The organism is Microbacterium sp. zg-Y1090 (assembly GCF_030246945.1).
Classification (GTDB): domain Bacteria; phylum Actinomycetota; class Actinomycetes; order Actinomycetales; family Microbacteriaceae; genus Microbacterium; species Microbacterium wangruii.
Genome location: NZ_CP126742.1, coordinates 1,616,405 through 1,631,158, shown reverse-complemented (window position 1 = coordinate 1,631,158; position 14,754 = coordinate 1,616,405). Strand labels below are relative to the sequence as shown.

The 14,754-nt window shown below is 68.4% G+C and carries 14 protein-coding genes and 1 pseudogene; 9 read left to right on the top strand and 6 right to left on the bottom strand.

Translation table 11 applies throughout. The features are described from left to right. Positions 1 to 4: 4 nt before the first annotated feature. Complete coding sequence (gene ppgK / locus QNO26_RS07680; protein WP_257530829.1) at positions 5 to 826, bottom strand: polyphosphate--glucose phosphotransferase; 822 nt, start codon at positions 824 to 826, stop codon at positions 5 to 7. Between the two features lie 46 nt (positions 827 to 872). On the opposite strand from ppgK, the gene QNO26_RS07675 reads away from it, so the two are divergent. The 7 genes and pseudogenes from QNO26_RS07675 (at position 873) to QNO26_RS07645 (ending at position 7,875) form a co-directional block, all read left to right on the top strand. Next, positions 873 to 1,124, top strand: a complete 252-nt coding sequence (locus QNO26_RS07675) for an SPOR domain-containing protein (protein ID WP_257530831.1) — start codon at positions 873 to 875, stop codon at positions 1,122 to 1,124. A 35-nt stretch (positions 1,125 to 1,159) separates the two neighbouring features. Next, on the top strand, positions 1,160 to 2,497 hold the full coding sequence (glnA, locus tag QNO26_RS07670; protein ID WP_257530833.1) for a type I glutamate--ammonia ligase: 1,338 nt from the start codon (positions 1,160 to 1,162) through the stop codon (positions 2,495 to 2,497). A gap of 10 nt (positions 2,498 to 2,507) precedes the next feature. Next, positions 2,508 to 5,507 (top strand): bifunctional [glutamine synthetase] adenylyltransferase/[glutamine synthetase]-adenylyl-L-tyrosine phosphorylase, encoded by a 3,000-nt coding sequence (locus QNO26_RS07665; RefSeq protein ID WP_257530835.1) that lies wholly within the window; start codon positions 2,508 to 2,510, stop codon positions 5,505 to 5,507. Between the two features lie 77 nt (positions 5,508 to 5,584). Further along, complete coding sequence (locus QNO26_RS07660) at positions 5,585 to 5,923, top strand: PadR family transcriptional regulator (RefSeq protein ID WP_257530837.1); 339 nt, start codon at positions 5,585 to 5,587, stop codon at positions 5,921 to 5,923. Between the two features lie 5 nt (positions 5,924 to 5,928). After that, positions 5,929 to 6,303 carry a DUF1048 domain-containing protein gene (locus tag QNO26_RS07655; RefSeq protein ID WP_257530839.1) on the top strand — a complete coding sequence of 125 codons (375 nt, stop codon included), beginning with the start codon at positions 5,929 to 5,931 and terminating at the stop codon, positions 6,301 to 6,303. Beyond that, positions 6,300 to 7,114: pseudogene (locus tag QNO26_RS14490) on the top strand (ABC transporter ATP-binding protein). The gene QNO26_RS07655 and the pseudogene QNO26_RS14490 overlap by 4 nt, the downstream one beginning before the upstream one ends. Beyond that, positions 7,111 to 7,875, top strand: a complete 765-nt coding sequence (locus QNO26_RS07645) for an ABC transporter permease (protein WP_257638386.1) — start codon at positions 7,111 to 7,113, stop codon at positions 7,873 to 7,875. The pseudogene QNO26_RS14490 and the gene QNO26_RS07645 overlap by 4 nt, the downstream one beginning before the upstream one ends. Before the next feature lie 183 nt (positions 7,876 to 8,058). On the opposite strand, the gene QNO26_RS07640 is transcribed toward QNO26_RS07645, so the two are convergent. The 4 genes from QNO26_RS07640 to QNO26_RS07625 form a co-directional block, all read right to left on the bottom strand. After that, positions 8,059 to 8,934 carry a LysR family transcriptional regulator gene (locus tag QNO26_RS07640; RefSeq protein ID WP_257530843.1) on the bottom strand — a complete coding sequence of 292 codons (876 nt, stop codon included), beginning with the start codon at positions 8,932 to 8,934 and terminating at the stop codon, positions 8,059 to 8,061. Between the two features lie 71 nt (positions 8,935 to 9,005). After that, entirely contained in the window at positions 9,006 to 9,434 is a 429-nt protein-coding gene (locus QNO26_RS07635) for an alpha/beta fold hydrolase (protein ID WP_257530845.1), read from the bottom strand. Further along, positions 9,431 to 9,916 (bottom strand): alpha/beta hydrolase, encoded by a 486-nt coding sequence (locus QNO26_RS07630; RefSeq protein ID WP_257530847.1) that lies wholly within the window; start codon positions 9,914 to 9,916, stop codon positions 9,431 to 9,433. The genes QNO26_RS07635 and QNO26_RS07630 overlap by 4 nt, the downstream gene beginning before the upstream one ends. 83 nt (positions 9,917 to 9,999) lie before the next feature. Next, entirely contained in the window at positions 10,000 to 10,743 is a 744-nt protein-coding gene (locus QNO26_RS07625; protein ID WP_257638385.1) for an alpha/beta fold hydrolase, read from the bottom strand. A gap of 455 nt (positions 10,744 to 11,198) precedes the next feature. Here QNO26_RS07625 and QNO26_RS07620 point away from each other — a divergent pair, with 455 nt between their 5' ends. Both QNO26_RS07620 and QNO26_RS07615 read left to right on the top strand, forming a co-directional pair. Further along, entirely contained in the window at positions 11,199 to 11,423 is a 225-nt protein-coding gene (locus QNO26_RS07620) for a helix-turn-helix transcriptional regulator (protein WP_257530851.1), read from the top strand. 402 nt (positions 11,424 to 11,825) lie between these two features. Beyond that, positions 11,826 to 12,503, top strand: a complete 678-nt coding sequence (locus QNO26_RS07615; RefSeq protein ID WP_257530853.1) for a Pr6Pr family membrane protein — start codon at positions 11,826 to 11,828, stop codon at positions 12,501 to 12,503. Between the two features lie 806 nt (positions 12,504 to 13,309). On the opposite strand, the gene QNO26_RS07610 is transcribed toward QNO26_RS07615, so the two are convergent. Further along, a protein-coding gene (locus tag QNO26_RS07610; RefSeq protein ID WP_257638774.1) for an IS3 family transposase occupies positions 13,310 to 14,547 on the bottom strand; the annotation gives its coding sequence in 2 pieces (ribosomal slippage) (positions 13,310 to 14,262 and positions 14,262 to 14,547; 1,239 coding nt in all). Positions 14,548 to 14,754: the final 207 nt, after the last annotated feature.

Below are 14,754 nucleotides of genomic sequence, written 5' to 3'. Positions count from 1 at the left end.
GCCGTCAGGCTGTCGTGGCGTCGGCGAGCGGCCCGGCCGCGCCGCCGGTGGCATCCACACCGGCGCTGGCGAGCGCCAGGGCGGCGGCGCCGATGATGCCGGCGTTGTTGCGGTGCACGGCCGGCACGATCGGGGTGCGCAGGTCCAGCAGCGGCAGGAACTTGTCCGCGTGCTTCGAGACGCCCCCGCCGACGACGAACAGGTCGGGGCTGAAGAGGAACTCCACGTGGCTGTAGTACCACTGCAGCCGCTCCGCCCACGGGCCCCAATCGAGGTTCTCCCGCTCCATCGCGGAGTAGGCCGCGTACACCTCGGCATCCTCCATCGCTCCGGCGCGGTTCAGATGACCGAGCTCGGAGTTGGGGATCACGACGCCGTCGTAGATCATCGCCGAGCCGATGCCGGTGCCCAGCGTGGTGAGGATGGTCAGACCCTCCTGGCCCCGGGCGGCACCGAAGCGCAGCTCGGCGACGCCCGCCACGTCGGCGTCGTTGGCGAAGTGGATCTCGCGTCCGAGTCCCTGCTCGAAGAAGGCTTCCGCCTCGAAACCCACCCAGGTGTCGGCGACATTGGCGGCCGAGAGCGTGCGGCCGTGCTTGACGATCGCGGGGAAGGCCACGCCGAGCGGCACGGCGGCGTCGGTCACGCCCAGCGTGTCGAGCACCTCGCGCACCGCATCGAGCACGTCGGCCGGCTCGGCGCCGGCGGGCGTGCGCACCTTCACGCGGTCGGTGAGCAGGGTGCCGTCGGTCAGGTCGACGAGTGCCCCCTTGATGCCGGTGCCGCCGATGTCCACCCCGACGGCGCGGGTCGTGTCAGTCGCCATGCCCTCAGCCTATCCAGGCTGTCAGGGGCTCTCAGTAGGATCGGGCGTGCACACCGACGACGGGAGCATGATGAGCGGCGACGAGAAGTACTGGTACAACCTCACCACCGGCAAGGTCGAGCGCGGGTTCGAGTCCCCGGCCGTCGATCGTGCGGGTCCTTTCGACACCGAGGAAGAGGCCGCGCGCGCCCCTCAGCGTCTGGCGGAGCGGTCCCGGGCATGGGCCGAGGAAGAGGCACGCGACGATGCCTGGGGATCGGGTTCGTCGCGCACCGGAGCACCCGCCGACGACCAGTAGGCTGGCCGAAGGCGACACCCGCCGGAGGGGAAGCGATGGACAAGCAGCGTGACTTCGTACTGCGCACGATCGAGGAGCGCGGCGTCAAGTTCGTCCGCCTGTGGTTCACCGATGTGATCGGCACCCTCAAATCGGTGGCGATCGCACCGGCCGAGGTCGAGGGCGCGTTCAACGAGGGCCTCGGGTTCGACGGATCGGCCATCGAGGGGCTCACCCGCTCCTACGAGTCCGATCTGCTCGCCCACCCCGACCCGTCGACCTTCCAGGTGCTGCCGTGGCGCGGCGAGATCGACCCGACGGCGCGCATGTTCTGCGACATCACGACGCCTGACGGGCAGCCGGCGGTCGCCGACCCGCGTCACGTGCTCAAGCGCACTCTGGCGAAGGCGGCGGATGCCGGTTTCACCTTCTACACGCATCCCGAGATCGAGTTCTACCTGCTGAAGTCGTCGTCGTACGGGCCGGATGGTCCCGAGCCGGTGGACTCCGCCGGCTACTTCGACAACGTTCCCGGCGGGACCGCCCACGACTTCCGCCGGCGCTCGGTGCGCATGCTGGAGGACCTCGGCATCTCCGTCGAGTACAGCCACCACGAGGGTGGCCCGGGGCAGAACGAGATCGACCTGCGCTACGCCGACGCGCTGGCCACCGCCGACAACATCATGACGTTCCGCACGGTCGTCAAAGAGGTCGCGATCGAGCAGGGCGTCTACGCGACCTTCATGCCCAAGCCCCTCTCGGGCAAGCCCGGCAGCGGCATGCACACGCACATGTCGCTGTTCGAAGGCGACACCAACGCGTTCTACGAAGAGGGCGCGCAGTATCAGCTGTCCAAGACCGGCCGTCAGTTCATCGCCGGGCTGCTCAAGCACGCCGCCGAGATCTCGGCCGTGACGAACCAGTTCGTCAACTCGTACAAGCGGCTGTGGGGCGGCGACGAGGCTCCCAGCTTCATCTGCTGGGGACACAACAACCGCTCCGCGCTCGTGCGCGTGCCGATGTACAAGCCGCACAAGGGCCAGTCCACGCGTGTCGAGTACCGCGGACTCGACTCGGCAGCCAACCCGTACCTCGCGTATGCGCTCATGCTCGCCGCCGGGCTCAAGGGCATCGAAGAGGGCTACGAGCTGCCGCCCGAGGCCGAAGACAACGTGTGGTCTCTCAGCGACGCCGAGCGACGCGCGCTGGGCTACCCGCCGCTGCCGGCCAGCCTCGACCGCGCGCTCGAGCGCATGGAGGATTCCGAGCTCGTGGCAGAGACCCTCGGTGAGCAGGTCTTCAACTACGTGCTGCTGAACAAGCGGCGCGAGTGGCAGGAGTACCGCACACAGGTCACTCCCTACGAGCTGAAGAGCAACCTGGAGATGCTCTAGGCAGCCGCGTATGTCCACGAGCGAACGGTCGTCGGCCCTCACCGCTCTGGCGCGTCTGGGATTCACCGGCCTCGCCGAGGCAGACCGGCTCGCCGCCGAACTCGTGGAAACGCTCGGCATCCCGCGGGAGACGCTCATCGCGGATGCCGCGGTGGCCGCCGACCCCAACGGTGCGCTGGAGGCGTTCGCCCGCATCGCACGGCGTGACCCGGAGCCGGTGCGCGCGCTGTTCTCGCCCGGCGGCGCGGGCCGCTCGGCGTGGGCCCTGCTGGGGGCGTCCCGGGGTTTCGGGGAGTTCTACCTGCGGCATCCTCAGGAGCTGGCGCACCTGCCGTCCGAACCCGGGACTCTGCCCACCGCCGCCGAGCTGACGCAGAGCCTGCTGCAGTCGGTGGGCGCGGCCGACGGCTTCGCCGCGGGCGGCGACGACGCGGATTGGGTGGCGCTGCGGGTGCGCTATCGGCGGATGCTGGCGCGCATCGCCGTGTTCGATCTGCGCAGTCCATCACCCGACGACGCGCTCGCACCGGTCGCGGCCGCGCTGGCCGATGCCGCGGGAGCGGCACTCGAAGCATCCCTCAGCGTCGCGCGCGCCCGGGTGAGCGGCCCGACCGGCCCCGGCCTGTTCTCCCGGGAACACGTCGCGGGCACCCGGCTGGCGATCATCGGCATGGGCAAAGCCGGGGCGCGGGAACTCAACTACGTCAGCGACGTCGATGTCATCTTCGTCGGTGGGGGAGCCCCGGACGTCCTCGAGGAGCTGGGGGAGAACCGCATCATCGACATCGCGACACGCCTCGCGGTGCTCACCATGCGCGGCATCTCCAGCGTCGAGATCGAGCCGCCGTTGTGGGAGGTCGACGCGAACCTGCGCCCCGAGGGCAAGCAGGGTGCCCTGGTGCGCAGTCTCGACTCCCATCTGGCCTACTACGATCGCTGGGCCAAGAGCTGGGAGTTCCAGGCGCTCCTCAAAGCGCGTCCTCTCGCCGGCGATGCCGAGCTCGGCGATCGCTACGTCGCGGCTGTGCAGCCGAAGGTGTGGACCAGCGCCGCGCGCGAGAACTTCGTCGACAGCGTGCAGCGCATGCGCGAACGCGTCACCGAGCACATCCCCGGGGACGAGGTGGCCTACCAGCTCAAACTCGGCCCCGGGGGCATCCGCGACATCGAGTTCACCGTGCAGCTCCTGCAACTGGTGCACGGCCTCGCGGACGAGGCCGTGCGTCAGCGCGGCACCCTGGACGCCCTCGATGCTCTGGTGGCGGAGGGTTACATCGCCCGGGCGGATGCCGCGGTGTTCGCGCGCGACTACCGGGTGCTGCGGGTGCTGGAGCACCGCCTGCAGCTCAGAGGTCTCAGCCGCACGCATCTCATGCCCCGCACCCCCGAAGGGCTTCGGGAGCTGGCGCGGGCGTCCCGGCTCGCCGACAGCGGCGACGCCGTGTGGCGGCTGTGGGAGTCGGTGAAGCGCGAGGTGCGCGAGATCCACGTGCGCCTGTTCTACAAGCCGCTGCTGTCGGCCGTGGCGGCGCTGCCGCCCGAGGAGCAGACGCTCTCGCCCGCGCAGGCGCACGATCGTCTCGCGGCGATCGGGTTCCAAGACCCCGCGGGCGCGCTGCGTCACATCGGCGCGCTGACCAGCGGCATCAGTCGCAAAGCGGCGATCCAGCGGCACCTCATGCCCATCATGCTGCGGTGGTTCGCCGACGGTGTCGATCCCGACTACGGCCTGCTGGCCTTCCGCCGCATCAGCGAGCGCCTGGGCGACACCCCGTGGTTCCTGCGCATGTTGCGCGACTCTTCGGGAGCGGCCGAGCGGCTCACGCATGTGCTCTCCGGCTCGCGCTATGTGGGCGAGCTCATGGAGTGGATCCCGGAGTCCGTCGCCTGGCTCGACTCGGGGGAGCAGCTGCGCCCGCGCGCCGGAGTCGTGCTCGAGGAGGAGGCACGGGCCATCCAGTCCCGGCACCGCACCATCGACGACGCGATGCGCGCCGTGCGGGCGCTGCGGCGCCGGGAGCTGCTGCGGCTGGCGATGGCATCCATGCTCGAGGACCTCACGATCGAGGACATCGCGCACGCGCTCACGACGGTGACCGAGGTCACGATCCAGGCGACGCTGCGGGCGGTGCGACGCGAGGTCGTGCCCGCCGAGGACGACGCGCTGGACTTCTCGGTGATCGCGATGGGTCGTTTCGGGGGTGCGGAGCTCGGCTTCGGCTCCGACGCCGATGTGCTGTACGTGTATCGCCCGAACGGCGTGGATCCGCAGCGCGCCCACGCGCTGGCGCTGCAGCTCGTCGCGGGGCTGCGCACCTACTCGGAGGACAGCCGCGTGCCGCTGGACCTCGACGCGGATCTGCGTCCCGAGGGCCGCAACGGCCCCCTGGTGCGCTCGCTCGAGGCCTATGCGGAGTACTACCGCCGATGGTCCGTGGCGTGGGAGGCGCAGGCGCTGCTGCGCGCACGGGGCGTGGCCGGCAGCGTCAAGCTCATCCGCGCGTTCACGGAGATGGCCGACGCGGTGCGGTACCCGGCCACCGCCGACCCGCAGGGTGTCCGCGAGATCAAGCGCATCAAGGCGCGAGTGGAGAACGAACGACTGCCCCAGGGCACCGACCGCTCGCGGCACTTGAAGCTGGGCCCGGGGTCGCTCAGTGACGTGGAGTGGCTGGTGCAACTGTTGCAGCTGCAGCACGGCCACCGCATCGAGGGATTGCGCACCACCTCGACGATGGACGCTTTGCGCGCGGCGGTCGAGGCCGGGCTGGTGGGGGAGACGGCGGCCCAGCGGCTCGCCGAGGCGTGGCGCCTGGCGAGTCGGCTGCGGTCGGCGAACACGCTGCTGTCGGGCCAGACCAGCGACATCCTCCCCACCGATCGTCGCCGGCTCGACGGCATCGGCCGCCTGCTGGAGTATCCGCCGCGCTCGGCCACGCAGGTCGAGGAGGACTACCTCGGCGCCACGCGGCGCGCGCGCCGCGTGTTCGAGAAGCTCTTCTACGGCTGATCGGAGCCCTTGCTCCCCTCGCTACCCAGCGTTACTATCTCGTGGTACTCAATAACGCTAGGTAGACGGAGGAGTCGATGGGCAGGCAGGCGACGGAGATGCTCAAGGGCGTGCTGGAGGGCACGGTGCTGGCCGTCCTCGCCCGCCGGCCCGCCTACGGCTACGAGATCACCGCATGGCTGCGTGAGCAGGGCTTCGCCGACATCGCCGAGGGCACCGTGTACGCCCTCCTGGTGCGCGTCGAGCAGCGAGGGCTCGTCGATGTGGAGAAGGTGCCGTCGGAGAAGGGACCGCCTCGCAAGGTGTACTCGCTCAATTTGCGGGGGAGAACGCAGCTGGACGAGTTCTGGAGCACGTGGAGTTTTCTCGCCGAGCGCATCGAACGGCTGCGCAGCACGCTGATCGAAGGAGAGTGATGGCCATGTCCGTCAGATGGATCGATGCCCTGACCGGGTCGCTGGAGCAGAAGAAGAAGTACAAGGAGATCGTCGCCCGTCTCGATGGGCTGCCGGACCCGTACGCGGGCACGGCGCGAGCCTTCACGCGGTACTTCGTGTACTACGGCGCCATCCCCGATGGCGCGACGCTGGTGGACCTGTTCGCCGGCTTCGCGGATCTCTGGGAGCGTGCCGCCGCCGACGCCACGCCGCTGGGCGATGTCATCGGCGACGACCCCGTGGCGTTCGCGGAGGAGTTCGTGCGCGCCTACCGGTCGAAGGAGTGGATCGACAAGGAACGTGCCCGTCTCGTGCAGGCGATCGACGCCGCCCTCAGTGATGAGGAGCGGATGTCATGACCATCTCCGCGGTTGCCGCCCCCGCCATCGCGGTGCGCGGCATCCGCAAATCCTTCGGCGCCGTGCAGGTGCTGCGCGGCGTCGACCTGGACGTGCCGCGGGGGAGTGTGCTGGCGCTCCTCGGATCCAACGGCGCAGGAAAGACGACGCTGGTGCGGATCCTCTCCACGCTCGTGAAGCCCGATGCCGGCACCGCCGCGGTGAACGGCGCGGATGTGTCGAAGCGCCGGCCGCAGTTCGCCAGGCGATCAGCCTGACCGGCCAGTTCGCCGCCGTCGACGAGGTGCTCACCGGTCGTGAGAACCTCGCGTTGATCGCGCGGCTGCGGCGGCAGAGCAATCCCGGAGGCATCGCGGATGCCCTCCTCGCTCGCTTCTCGCTCAGCGAGGCAGGGAGCCGCCGTGCGGGGACCTACTCCGGCGGCATGCGCCGGCGGCTGGACATCGCGATGAGTCTGATCGGGGACCCGCCGGTGATCTTCCTCGACGAGCCGACGACCGGCCTCGACCCGCAGGCACGCCGGGAGGTATGGGATGCCGTCAGGCAGCTGGCGCGGGGCGGCACCACCGTGCTGCTGACGACCCAGCAGCTCGAGGAGGCCGAGCAGCTCGCCGACCGCATCGCGATCCTCCACCGGGGCACGATCGTGCAGCAGGGCACGCTCGAGCAGCTGCGGCGGTTGCTGCCCACGGCGAAGGTCGAGTACGTGCAGAAGCAGCCGACCCTCGAAGAGGTGTTCCTCGCCCTCGTCGGAGAGGCGGGAGCGGGACCCGCCGACGAGGCGGCATGCCAAGAGGAGGAGATGCCATGACCGGCCATGTGCTGAGCGACACCGGAATCCTGACGGGGCGGTCGCTGCGACACGTGCTGCGCAGCCCCGACACCATCATCACCACCGCGGTCACCCCGATCGCGCTCATGCTGCTGTTCGTCTTCGTGCTCGGCGGCGCCATCGACGTGGGATCGGGCACGTCGTACGTCTCGTACACGCTGCCCGGGATTCTGCTGATCACCATCGCGTCGGGGATCGCGTACACGGCCTACCGACTATTCGTCGATCTGCAGGACGGCGTGTACGAGCGGTTCCGGTCGATGCCCATCGCGCGCTCGAGTCCGCTGTGGGCTCACGTGCTCACGTCTCTGGCGGCGAACATCGTGTCGCTGGCGATCGTGGTGGGCGTCGCGCTGCTGCTGGGCTTCCGCAGCAACGCCTCACCGGGCGCCTGGCTCGCCGTCTCCGGCATCCTGGTGCTGTTCACCCTGGCTCTCACGTGGCTCGCGGTGATCGCGGGGCTGTCGGCGAAGACGATCGACGGCGCCAGCGCCTTCTCGTATCCGCTGATCTTCCTGCCGTTCATCAGCTCGGCGTTCGTGCCGACCGGCACGATGCCGGCGCCGGTGGCCTGGTTCGCCGAGCACCAGCCGGTGACGCCCATCGTCGACACGATCCGGGCGCTCCTCACCGCGCAGCCCGTGGGCGGGGACATCTGGATCGCGCTGGGGTGGTGCACCGGCATCCTGGCCGTCGCGTTCGCGGTGGCGATGGCGATCCTCCGGCGCCGCGCGCGGTGAGGCTCGGGCGGCCCTGGTGGCGGCCGCCACGTCGCGGCTCGTCGCCGTGGCGTGCGCAACGCGGCGGCCGCGGTCAGCCACGCCACGTCACCCCGTCCACCCCGCGTGCAGAACCTGCTGCGCGATGCGGTCCGTGATGCCGTTCATGCCGGCCATCCGCCGCGGTTCGCCGCTGACGCGCGACTAGGCGAGCGGGAGAGGCATGGCATCCGTCGCCGCTCGGCTGATGGGGGCGTTCACGGAGGGCCGGAGCCGGCGCGCGAGACCCAGGAACCGGGTGACCTGAGCCGAGGTGTTGGTGCGTTGCCTCGCGAACCCGACGGTTCGGCGAATGGCTCGTGGCGGCGCGGCGATATCCAGCCCGGCGCCCCATCCGGCCAGGGCTGCGACACGGGGCAGGACGGCGACGGCACCCCCGGACCGGGCGACGGACACCTGCAGCGTACAGTCGGCCAGTTCGAGGTGACGGAGCGGATCGGCGCCGAACTGGTGCCACAGCTGGACGCTCCTCTGGCGCGGGAACTGCGCGAGCGGGAGATGGAGCATCGTGCGCCCCTGCAGCAGCTCGCGGGTCATGGTGGGGATCCCCTTCGTGGGGTCGGTGATTCCCGCGCCTGCGAACAACGCGTAGAACTCCTCCTCCACGACGGGAAGGACCTCCAGCGCGGGCTGTACGGGCATCTCCACCAACGCGATGTCGTACTCGCCCGCCACGACGGCGTCGGCCGCGGCCACAGAGCTCTCCGCCGCCGCGACGCGGAGTTCGACGTGGGGGAGAGCGGCGTGGAATGCGGAGAGGTAGTCGCCGAGGATGCCGTCGCTCTGCGCCGAACTCGCGACGATCGACAGTGTGCCCCGCACGCCATCGCGCATCGAGGCGACGCTGCCGCGGATGGAGCGGGATTCGTTCAGGGTGCGCCGGGCCGGACCGATGAGAGCCTGGCCAGCGTCCGTGAGGTAGACCCCACGCGCGGTGCGCTCGAACAGCCGCACGTCCAGCTCGCGTTCGAGCTGGGCGACGCGGCTGATCGAAAGAGCTCGGGTAGGAGTGGGGCCCACTTTAGGCCCGCGCGAACGGGAGGGGAACCGGCGGCGCAGCGGCCGGTTCCCCTCCCCGGAGTGTCGGGACGTCAGCCGACTGCCCGGGCTGCGCTCACGATCAGCTGGGAGACCTTCAGCGGTGCGCCGTACATGGCGAGGTGCGGCGCTCTGCCTTCCACGATCGTGCTTCCCGCGCGCTGGGCCATCTGGCGCTGGCCGGCGGCGGGGATCACTTTGTCGTCAGTGCCCACGAAGTACCAGCTCGGGAGGCTCTCCCACGCGGCCGGGCCGTTGAAGGGCGTTTCCAGAACGCTGCCCGCGATCGGAGACTGGTCTGCAGCGAGCACCTTGGTCACGACGGAGGGTACGCCGGCAGCGATGATCTCCCTGAACCGGTCGACACGGAGATAGAAGTCCGGCCCGGCTCCGTCCTGACCGGGGTGGGGGACGATGTCGAACGCCTTCGCGTAGTCCGTGCCGACATCCAGCAGTGAGCCGCTCCCCTGAGCGAGGCTCACGATGCTCTCTCCGGCCTTCGGTGCGAATGCGTCGATGTACACGAGCCCTTCACGTTGGGAAGCCGCGAGGCGGCGCCCGTGATGACGAAACCGCCGTACGAGTGCCCGACCAGCACCACCGGTTCCGGGTGGAGTGTGGAGACGTAGGAGACCACCTGGTTGATGTCGTCCTCCATCGCGCGCATGGGGACGTTCGCGCTGACCACGGTGTACCCCTGCGCCTGGAGGATCGTCGTGACGGGGTCGAAGCTCGATGCCCCCGCCCATGCCCCATGGACCAGGACGATGGTCGGTTTCGCTGCCGTCGTCCGCGGTTTGGCGGCGGAGACCGCCGACGGAGAGGAGGTGGGCGCCGCGGATACGACGGCCGGTGCGGCGAGGGCGAGGAGAGCGGTGGCGATGATCGCGGCGAGCATCGCCAGGAGCGGCCTCCGACGACGCGGGCCGGTGCGCCGCTCATCGCGACGGATCGTTGTTCTCATGGGACTTCCTTTGCTCGGGAGGACGGAGCTATCGCCCTCGGTGGTCCTCTGCCGTGCGGGCAGAGGGAACGGAGGACTCGGGGTCAGATGGATGCCGCGGCCTGCTCGATGACGTGGCCGACGCGTCGCGGGCCGGCCGTCATCGAGAGGTGCGGGGCGTCGATCTCGACCGTCTTGCTTCCCGCGCGCGACGCCATGGCACGAAGCTGCGCGGGCGGGATGACCCGGTCAGCCGTGCCGATCACGCTCCAGCTGGGGATCGACTGCCAGGCGGGCGTGCCGCTGAAGGGGGTGCCGAGGGCTGCGAGAGCCGTGGCGCTCTGCCCCGCGGCGAGGACGGCCGCTTCGCGGGAGGGGATGCCGTCGGCGAAGATCGCGTGGAAACGATCTCGCTTGATGTAGCTGTCGTACTCGCCCTGCGTCGCGTCGGCGGCAGGGACGACGAAGTCGAAGACCGTGGTGGGGTCGGGCACGTTCAGTAAGGAACCCGGTCGTTCATTGCTCAGAGAGCTCGCACTCTCGCCGTCGACCGGGGCGTAGGCGTCGATGTAGACGAGCGCTCTGACGAGAGGGTTGCCGAGGGCGGCGCCGCTGATGACGATCCCGCCGTAGGAATGCGCCGGAAGTATCACCGCACCCGTCGTCGCCTGTGCGAGGAAATCCGAGACGGCTTTGGTGTCGTGTGCGACACCCCGCAGTGGGTTCGGGGAGAGCAGCACGGTGTGGCCTTGCCGCTGCAGTCGCTCGGTGAGCGCCGCGAAGCTGAGGCCGTCGGCCCAGGCTCCGTGGACGAGGACGATCGTGGGCTTGTGTGTTGTCGAGGTCATGCTGCGATCGTCCGGCGTGCGGGCCACGCCCGTGCGTGGAATGCATGTCCTGGATCGGGCTATGCGCAGTGCGCATGGGTGCGGCACGAGATGGCGCCGCACGCCGCCTCGCCGTGATGCGGTCTCGACGGGCGCGCCTGTCGCTGGGCAGGCGACGGATCAGGCGCACCCGCCCGCCCTGACAACGACGGCGCCTCCCGGGCCCGACGCGAGTCGGGGGCCCGGGAGGCGCCGTCGTAAGTGGATCAGACCCCGAAGTACAGCTCGGCTTCAGGATCTGAGATTCGGAGGGTGTTCCACAGGAACGTACTCCCCTGCGAACTAAGGGAAGTGCGATGCTGAGCATGAGGTGGGTCGCTGCTGCGGCTGTCCGAGAACCTGTCCGTTTTGCCGATTCTTGGCCGCCCTACGGGTCTTCCTGGGGGTCTACGGGAGGTACCGCCTACCTGTTTGATATGAGCGCCGACCGCACTCGCCTCTGGACTCCGCAGGAGCTTGCCGACTATACGGGCATCCCCATCAGGACGCTCGCTGACTGGCGGACGGAGCGCGCGCGCAGCCGAGGTCTCGGATTGCCGTTCGTCGCACTCTCGGCGCACAACGTCCGCTACCGCGATGAGGATATCGAGGCGTTCATCGCAGGGCGGATCGTGGTTCCTATGGACAGGGCGGGCGACTGATGGCGCGGCCGAAGCGCGCGCTTGGCGAACTCGGCAAGGTGACCTACACCGTTGAGCCGAGCGGTCTCGTCATCGCGCGAGGACGCGTCTACGACGGTAACGGGCGCGAGCGTCGTCCGAGCGGCAGCGGAGCGACCGAACCCGAGGCGCTGGCCGCATTGCAGGAAGCGGCCGATGTTGCCGTCCGGCAACGACTCAAGAAAATCAGTTGGCCACGACAGTTCGGCCGGGAGACACGTGCCGGGAAAGTTCTCCCCGACCGCGGCTGGAGGACTCGGGATCGTCGAGCATCCGGCGCACGAGACGAGGATCGCCAATGCCACTGCCCCGGGCAGAGAACGCCGTGCTCGCATTTGCCGACTCCATTCATCGTTTGATCGGAGCATATCTAGGCTGTCTGATGTGATTCGCACCATCGGCTCCCATAGGGCGGTGCTCCGCATCGGTATCGTGCGTATCAGCGCCGCGGTCTTCGTGGTTGTCCTTCTGCTGCATACTTTCGCGGGACGCATCGCGGTAGGTGACGACAATCCCTTCGACTACTTCGGTTACTTCACGAATCAGACGAGCCTGCTCGCGGCTCTCGTTCTGGCTGCCACCGGCTCGCTGTCACTCCGCGATCAACCCGCGCCGCAGTGGTTGGTTATTGCACGCGGGGTCGTGACGGCGTATCTGCTCGTCGTGGCTGTCATCTACAACGGACTCGTTCCGGGCACCGGTACCGCGCCTGCGTGGGTGAGTGCTGTCCTCCACGTGGTCTTCCCGGTGTTCGTGTTACTGGACTGGGGTCTCATCGGCGACCGCGCCCCGTTGCAGTGGCGCACATTGTGGATCATCCTGCCCTACCCGGTCGCATGGCTGGGAGTCGTCCTTATCCGTGGAGCGACCGACGGATGGGTTCCCTACGGGTTTCTCCTCCCCGAGCGCGGTGTGATGTCGCTAATCGGATACAGCACGGCACTCCTACTCACCCTCCTCGCCGCAGGTGCCGTCGTCTGGGTCAGCTCCAGATCGCGGGGGATTGTCCTCCGTCGAAGTTTGTCTGACTCCGTGGCCGCAGAAAGCCATCCCGAGCGGTAGTTGCGCGGGACGTTGCGAACGCTGCTGGCGGAACGATCCTCGGTCGTCGTGTCACACTTCGGTTTGTGCGGGGCATTGCTTCTGTGGCAGTCGGAGCGCTCACGGTGCCGCGAATACGCAGGGTATTAGTCGCCGTGTGCGAGGTTCTCGTGATGACCGCTTCATGCGAGCAACGTACGGTCTCGGAACAGACGCCAGCAAGGAAACCCGGGTCACGGCACCCTCTAGGCGACCGGAGGTCAAGGGAGTGAGCGCGCGAACGGCCAGTCATCGGGATGGGCGTATGGAACCGCAACGACCTGACGTCATCTTCGTATGTGATCCTGCCGGGGGTGCCCGTCCGCAGGTCGACCCATCGCACCCCGTAACGATCCAGGAGATCGAGATACTCACGGGTGAGGCCAAGCAAGTCCCTCGCCGACGATCTAAACCATGAACTGGCTCCGGGGTTCACGATCGGGTCGTAGCAGTCCGCGACCACGGTTGTTGGATCCGGGTACGCCGCATTGGCGCGATCGTTCGATGAACGGACCCATACGGCGTTCTCACTGGACAGCAGCGAGTCCTGGACCAGGGCGTTCACGAGAGCGAACACGCCCGGGAATCGGTCGCGGCGACTAGGAACGATGCTCTGATACCGAACGAACGCGCCCACCCTCCGAATCTAGACGCCGAACTCCCACCAGACGACGCACAAACGTAGGGGGTCTCCACCCCAGGAGGCGCCTTCCACATCTCAGGAGGGGGCCGTGTCCCAACCGAAGCATCCGGGACGGGAAGGGTTTGAATCGGCCTGGCTTTCGTTCCTATTGGGAGCTTTGTCCGGCAGGGGCCGGCTGGGCTGATTCGAGGTCAGCGTAGTACGCCTGCTCGACCTCGGCGGGGGTGCGCATGTCGAGCTCGCCGTGGAGGCGCTGGTTGTTCCACCACCACACCCACTCGAGGGTCGCGAGTTCGACCTGTTCGACGGTGCGCCAGGGTCCGCGTTGGCGGATGAGCTCGGTCTTGTAGAGGTTGTTGACTGCTTCGGCCATCGCGTTGTCGAAGCTGTCGCCGACCGTTCCGGTCGAGGGAACGGCGCCGAGCTCGACGATCCGGTCGGTGTAGACCATCGCCATGTAGTTCGATCCGTGGTCCGAGTGGTGCGTCAGCCCGGTGAGGTCATCGCCGGCGTCCCACGCCGCCATATCGAGCGCCTGCATCGGCAAGATCTCCGCCTTCAAAGTCGCCGCCACGTTCCAGCCGACGATGCGCCGGGAGTAGACGTCGGTGACGAACGCGACGTATGCGAAACCGGACCAGGTGGCGACATAGGTCACGTCGCAGACCCAGAGCCGGCGGGGACCGTCGGCGGTGAATCGGCGGTTGACGAGATCGGTCGGCCGCTGCAGGGCGGGATCAGACTTCGTCGTGAACACTCGCTTAGACTTGCGCACCCCGCGAACACCGGCGAGCCGCATCAGCCGTTCGGTCTGGTCCCGACCGATCTCCCACCCTTGCCGTCGCATCAGCGCGTGCATCTTCCGGCGCCCATAGACGCCGTAGTTCTCCGCATGCAGCCGAGCGACCTCGGGCACCAGCAGATCATCCTGGAGCCGTCTCGCGGACGGAGTCCGATTCACCGCGGCACGGTAGCCGCGTGAGGTGAGGAACCCTCTCACTGCCGGTCGGAGGACCTGGCAGATGAGCTCGACCCCGAAACGATCCCGGTGTTCGTTGATGAACCGGATCATCTCGTCGAGGGGTGGTCGAGCTCCTTCGCGAAAAAGATGCTCGCAGCCTTGAGGATCTCGTTCGCCTTCCGCAACTCCGAGACCTCCTTCTGCAGCCGCTTGATCTCCGCCGCGGCCTCAGTCGTGACGCCGGGCTTCACCCCGGCGTCGACCTCGTAGCGACGCTGCCACAACCGCAGCGTCTCCGGACTCATCCCGAGCAGCCCGGCGACATGCCGGACGGCGCTCATCATCGTCGGGTGCGACGGCCGCGTCTCCGCGAGCATCCTGAGCGCCCGCTCACGCATCTCCGGCGAATACTTCCTGTTCATCGTGTTCCATCCTTACTTGAAGAACGGAACGAAAGTCAGGCCGATTCAGTTCGCCGCGTCCAGCGCGGGACCCGAAGGTCATCACTTTCCCACCTCAATCACCCAGGGACGACCCGAGCCAACCGGATACACTCGGGCCATTCGAACCGTCCGGTTCCCTGTCAACACAAGGGAACGCGAGGGTTTCCAAGACATCCGGTGAGATTC

Bases quoted from the DNA above. Each gene is read 5' to 3' on its own strand.
- ppgK (WP_257530829.1), bottom strand. From the start codon at position 826: ATGGCGACTGACACGACCCGCGCCGTCGGGGTGGACATCGGCGGCACC.
- glnA (WP_257530833.1), top strand. From the start codon at position 1,160: ATGGACAAGCAGCGTGACTTCGTACTGCGCACGATCGAGGAGCGCGGC.
- QNO26_RS07665 (WP_257530835.1), top strand. From the start codon at position 2,508: ATGTCCACGAGCGAACGGTCGTCGGCCCTCACCGCTCTGGCGCGTCTG.
- QNO26_RS07660 (WP_257530837.1), top strand. From the start codon at position 5,585: ATGGGCAGGCAGGCGACGGAGATGCTCAAGGGCGTGCTGGAGGGCACG.
- QNO26_RS07655 (WP_257530839.1), top strand. From the start codon at position 5,929: ATGTCCGTCAGATGGATCGATGCCCTGACCGGGTCGCTGGAGCAGAAG.
- QNO26_RS07645 (WP_257638386.1), top strand. From the start codon at position 7,111: ATGACCGGCCATGTGCTGAGCGACACCGGAATCCTGACGGGGCGGTCG.
- QNO26_RS07630 (WP_257530847.1), bottom strand. From the start codon at position 9,916: ATGAGAACAACGATCCGTCGCGATGAGCGGCGCACCGGCCCGCGTCGT.
- QNO26_RS07625 (WP_257638385.1), bottom strand. From the start codon at position 10,743: ATGACCTCGACAACACACAAGCCCACGATCGTCCTCGTCCACGGAGCC.
- QNO26_RS07620 (WP_257530851.1), top strand. From the start codon at position 11,199: ATGAGCGCCGACCGCACTCGCCTCTGGACTCCGCAGGAGCTTGCCGAC.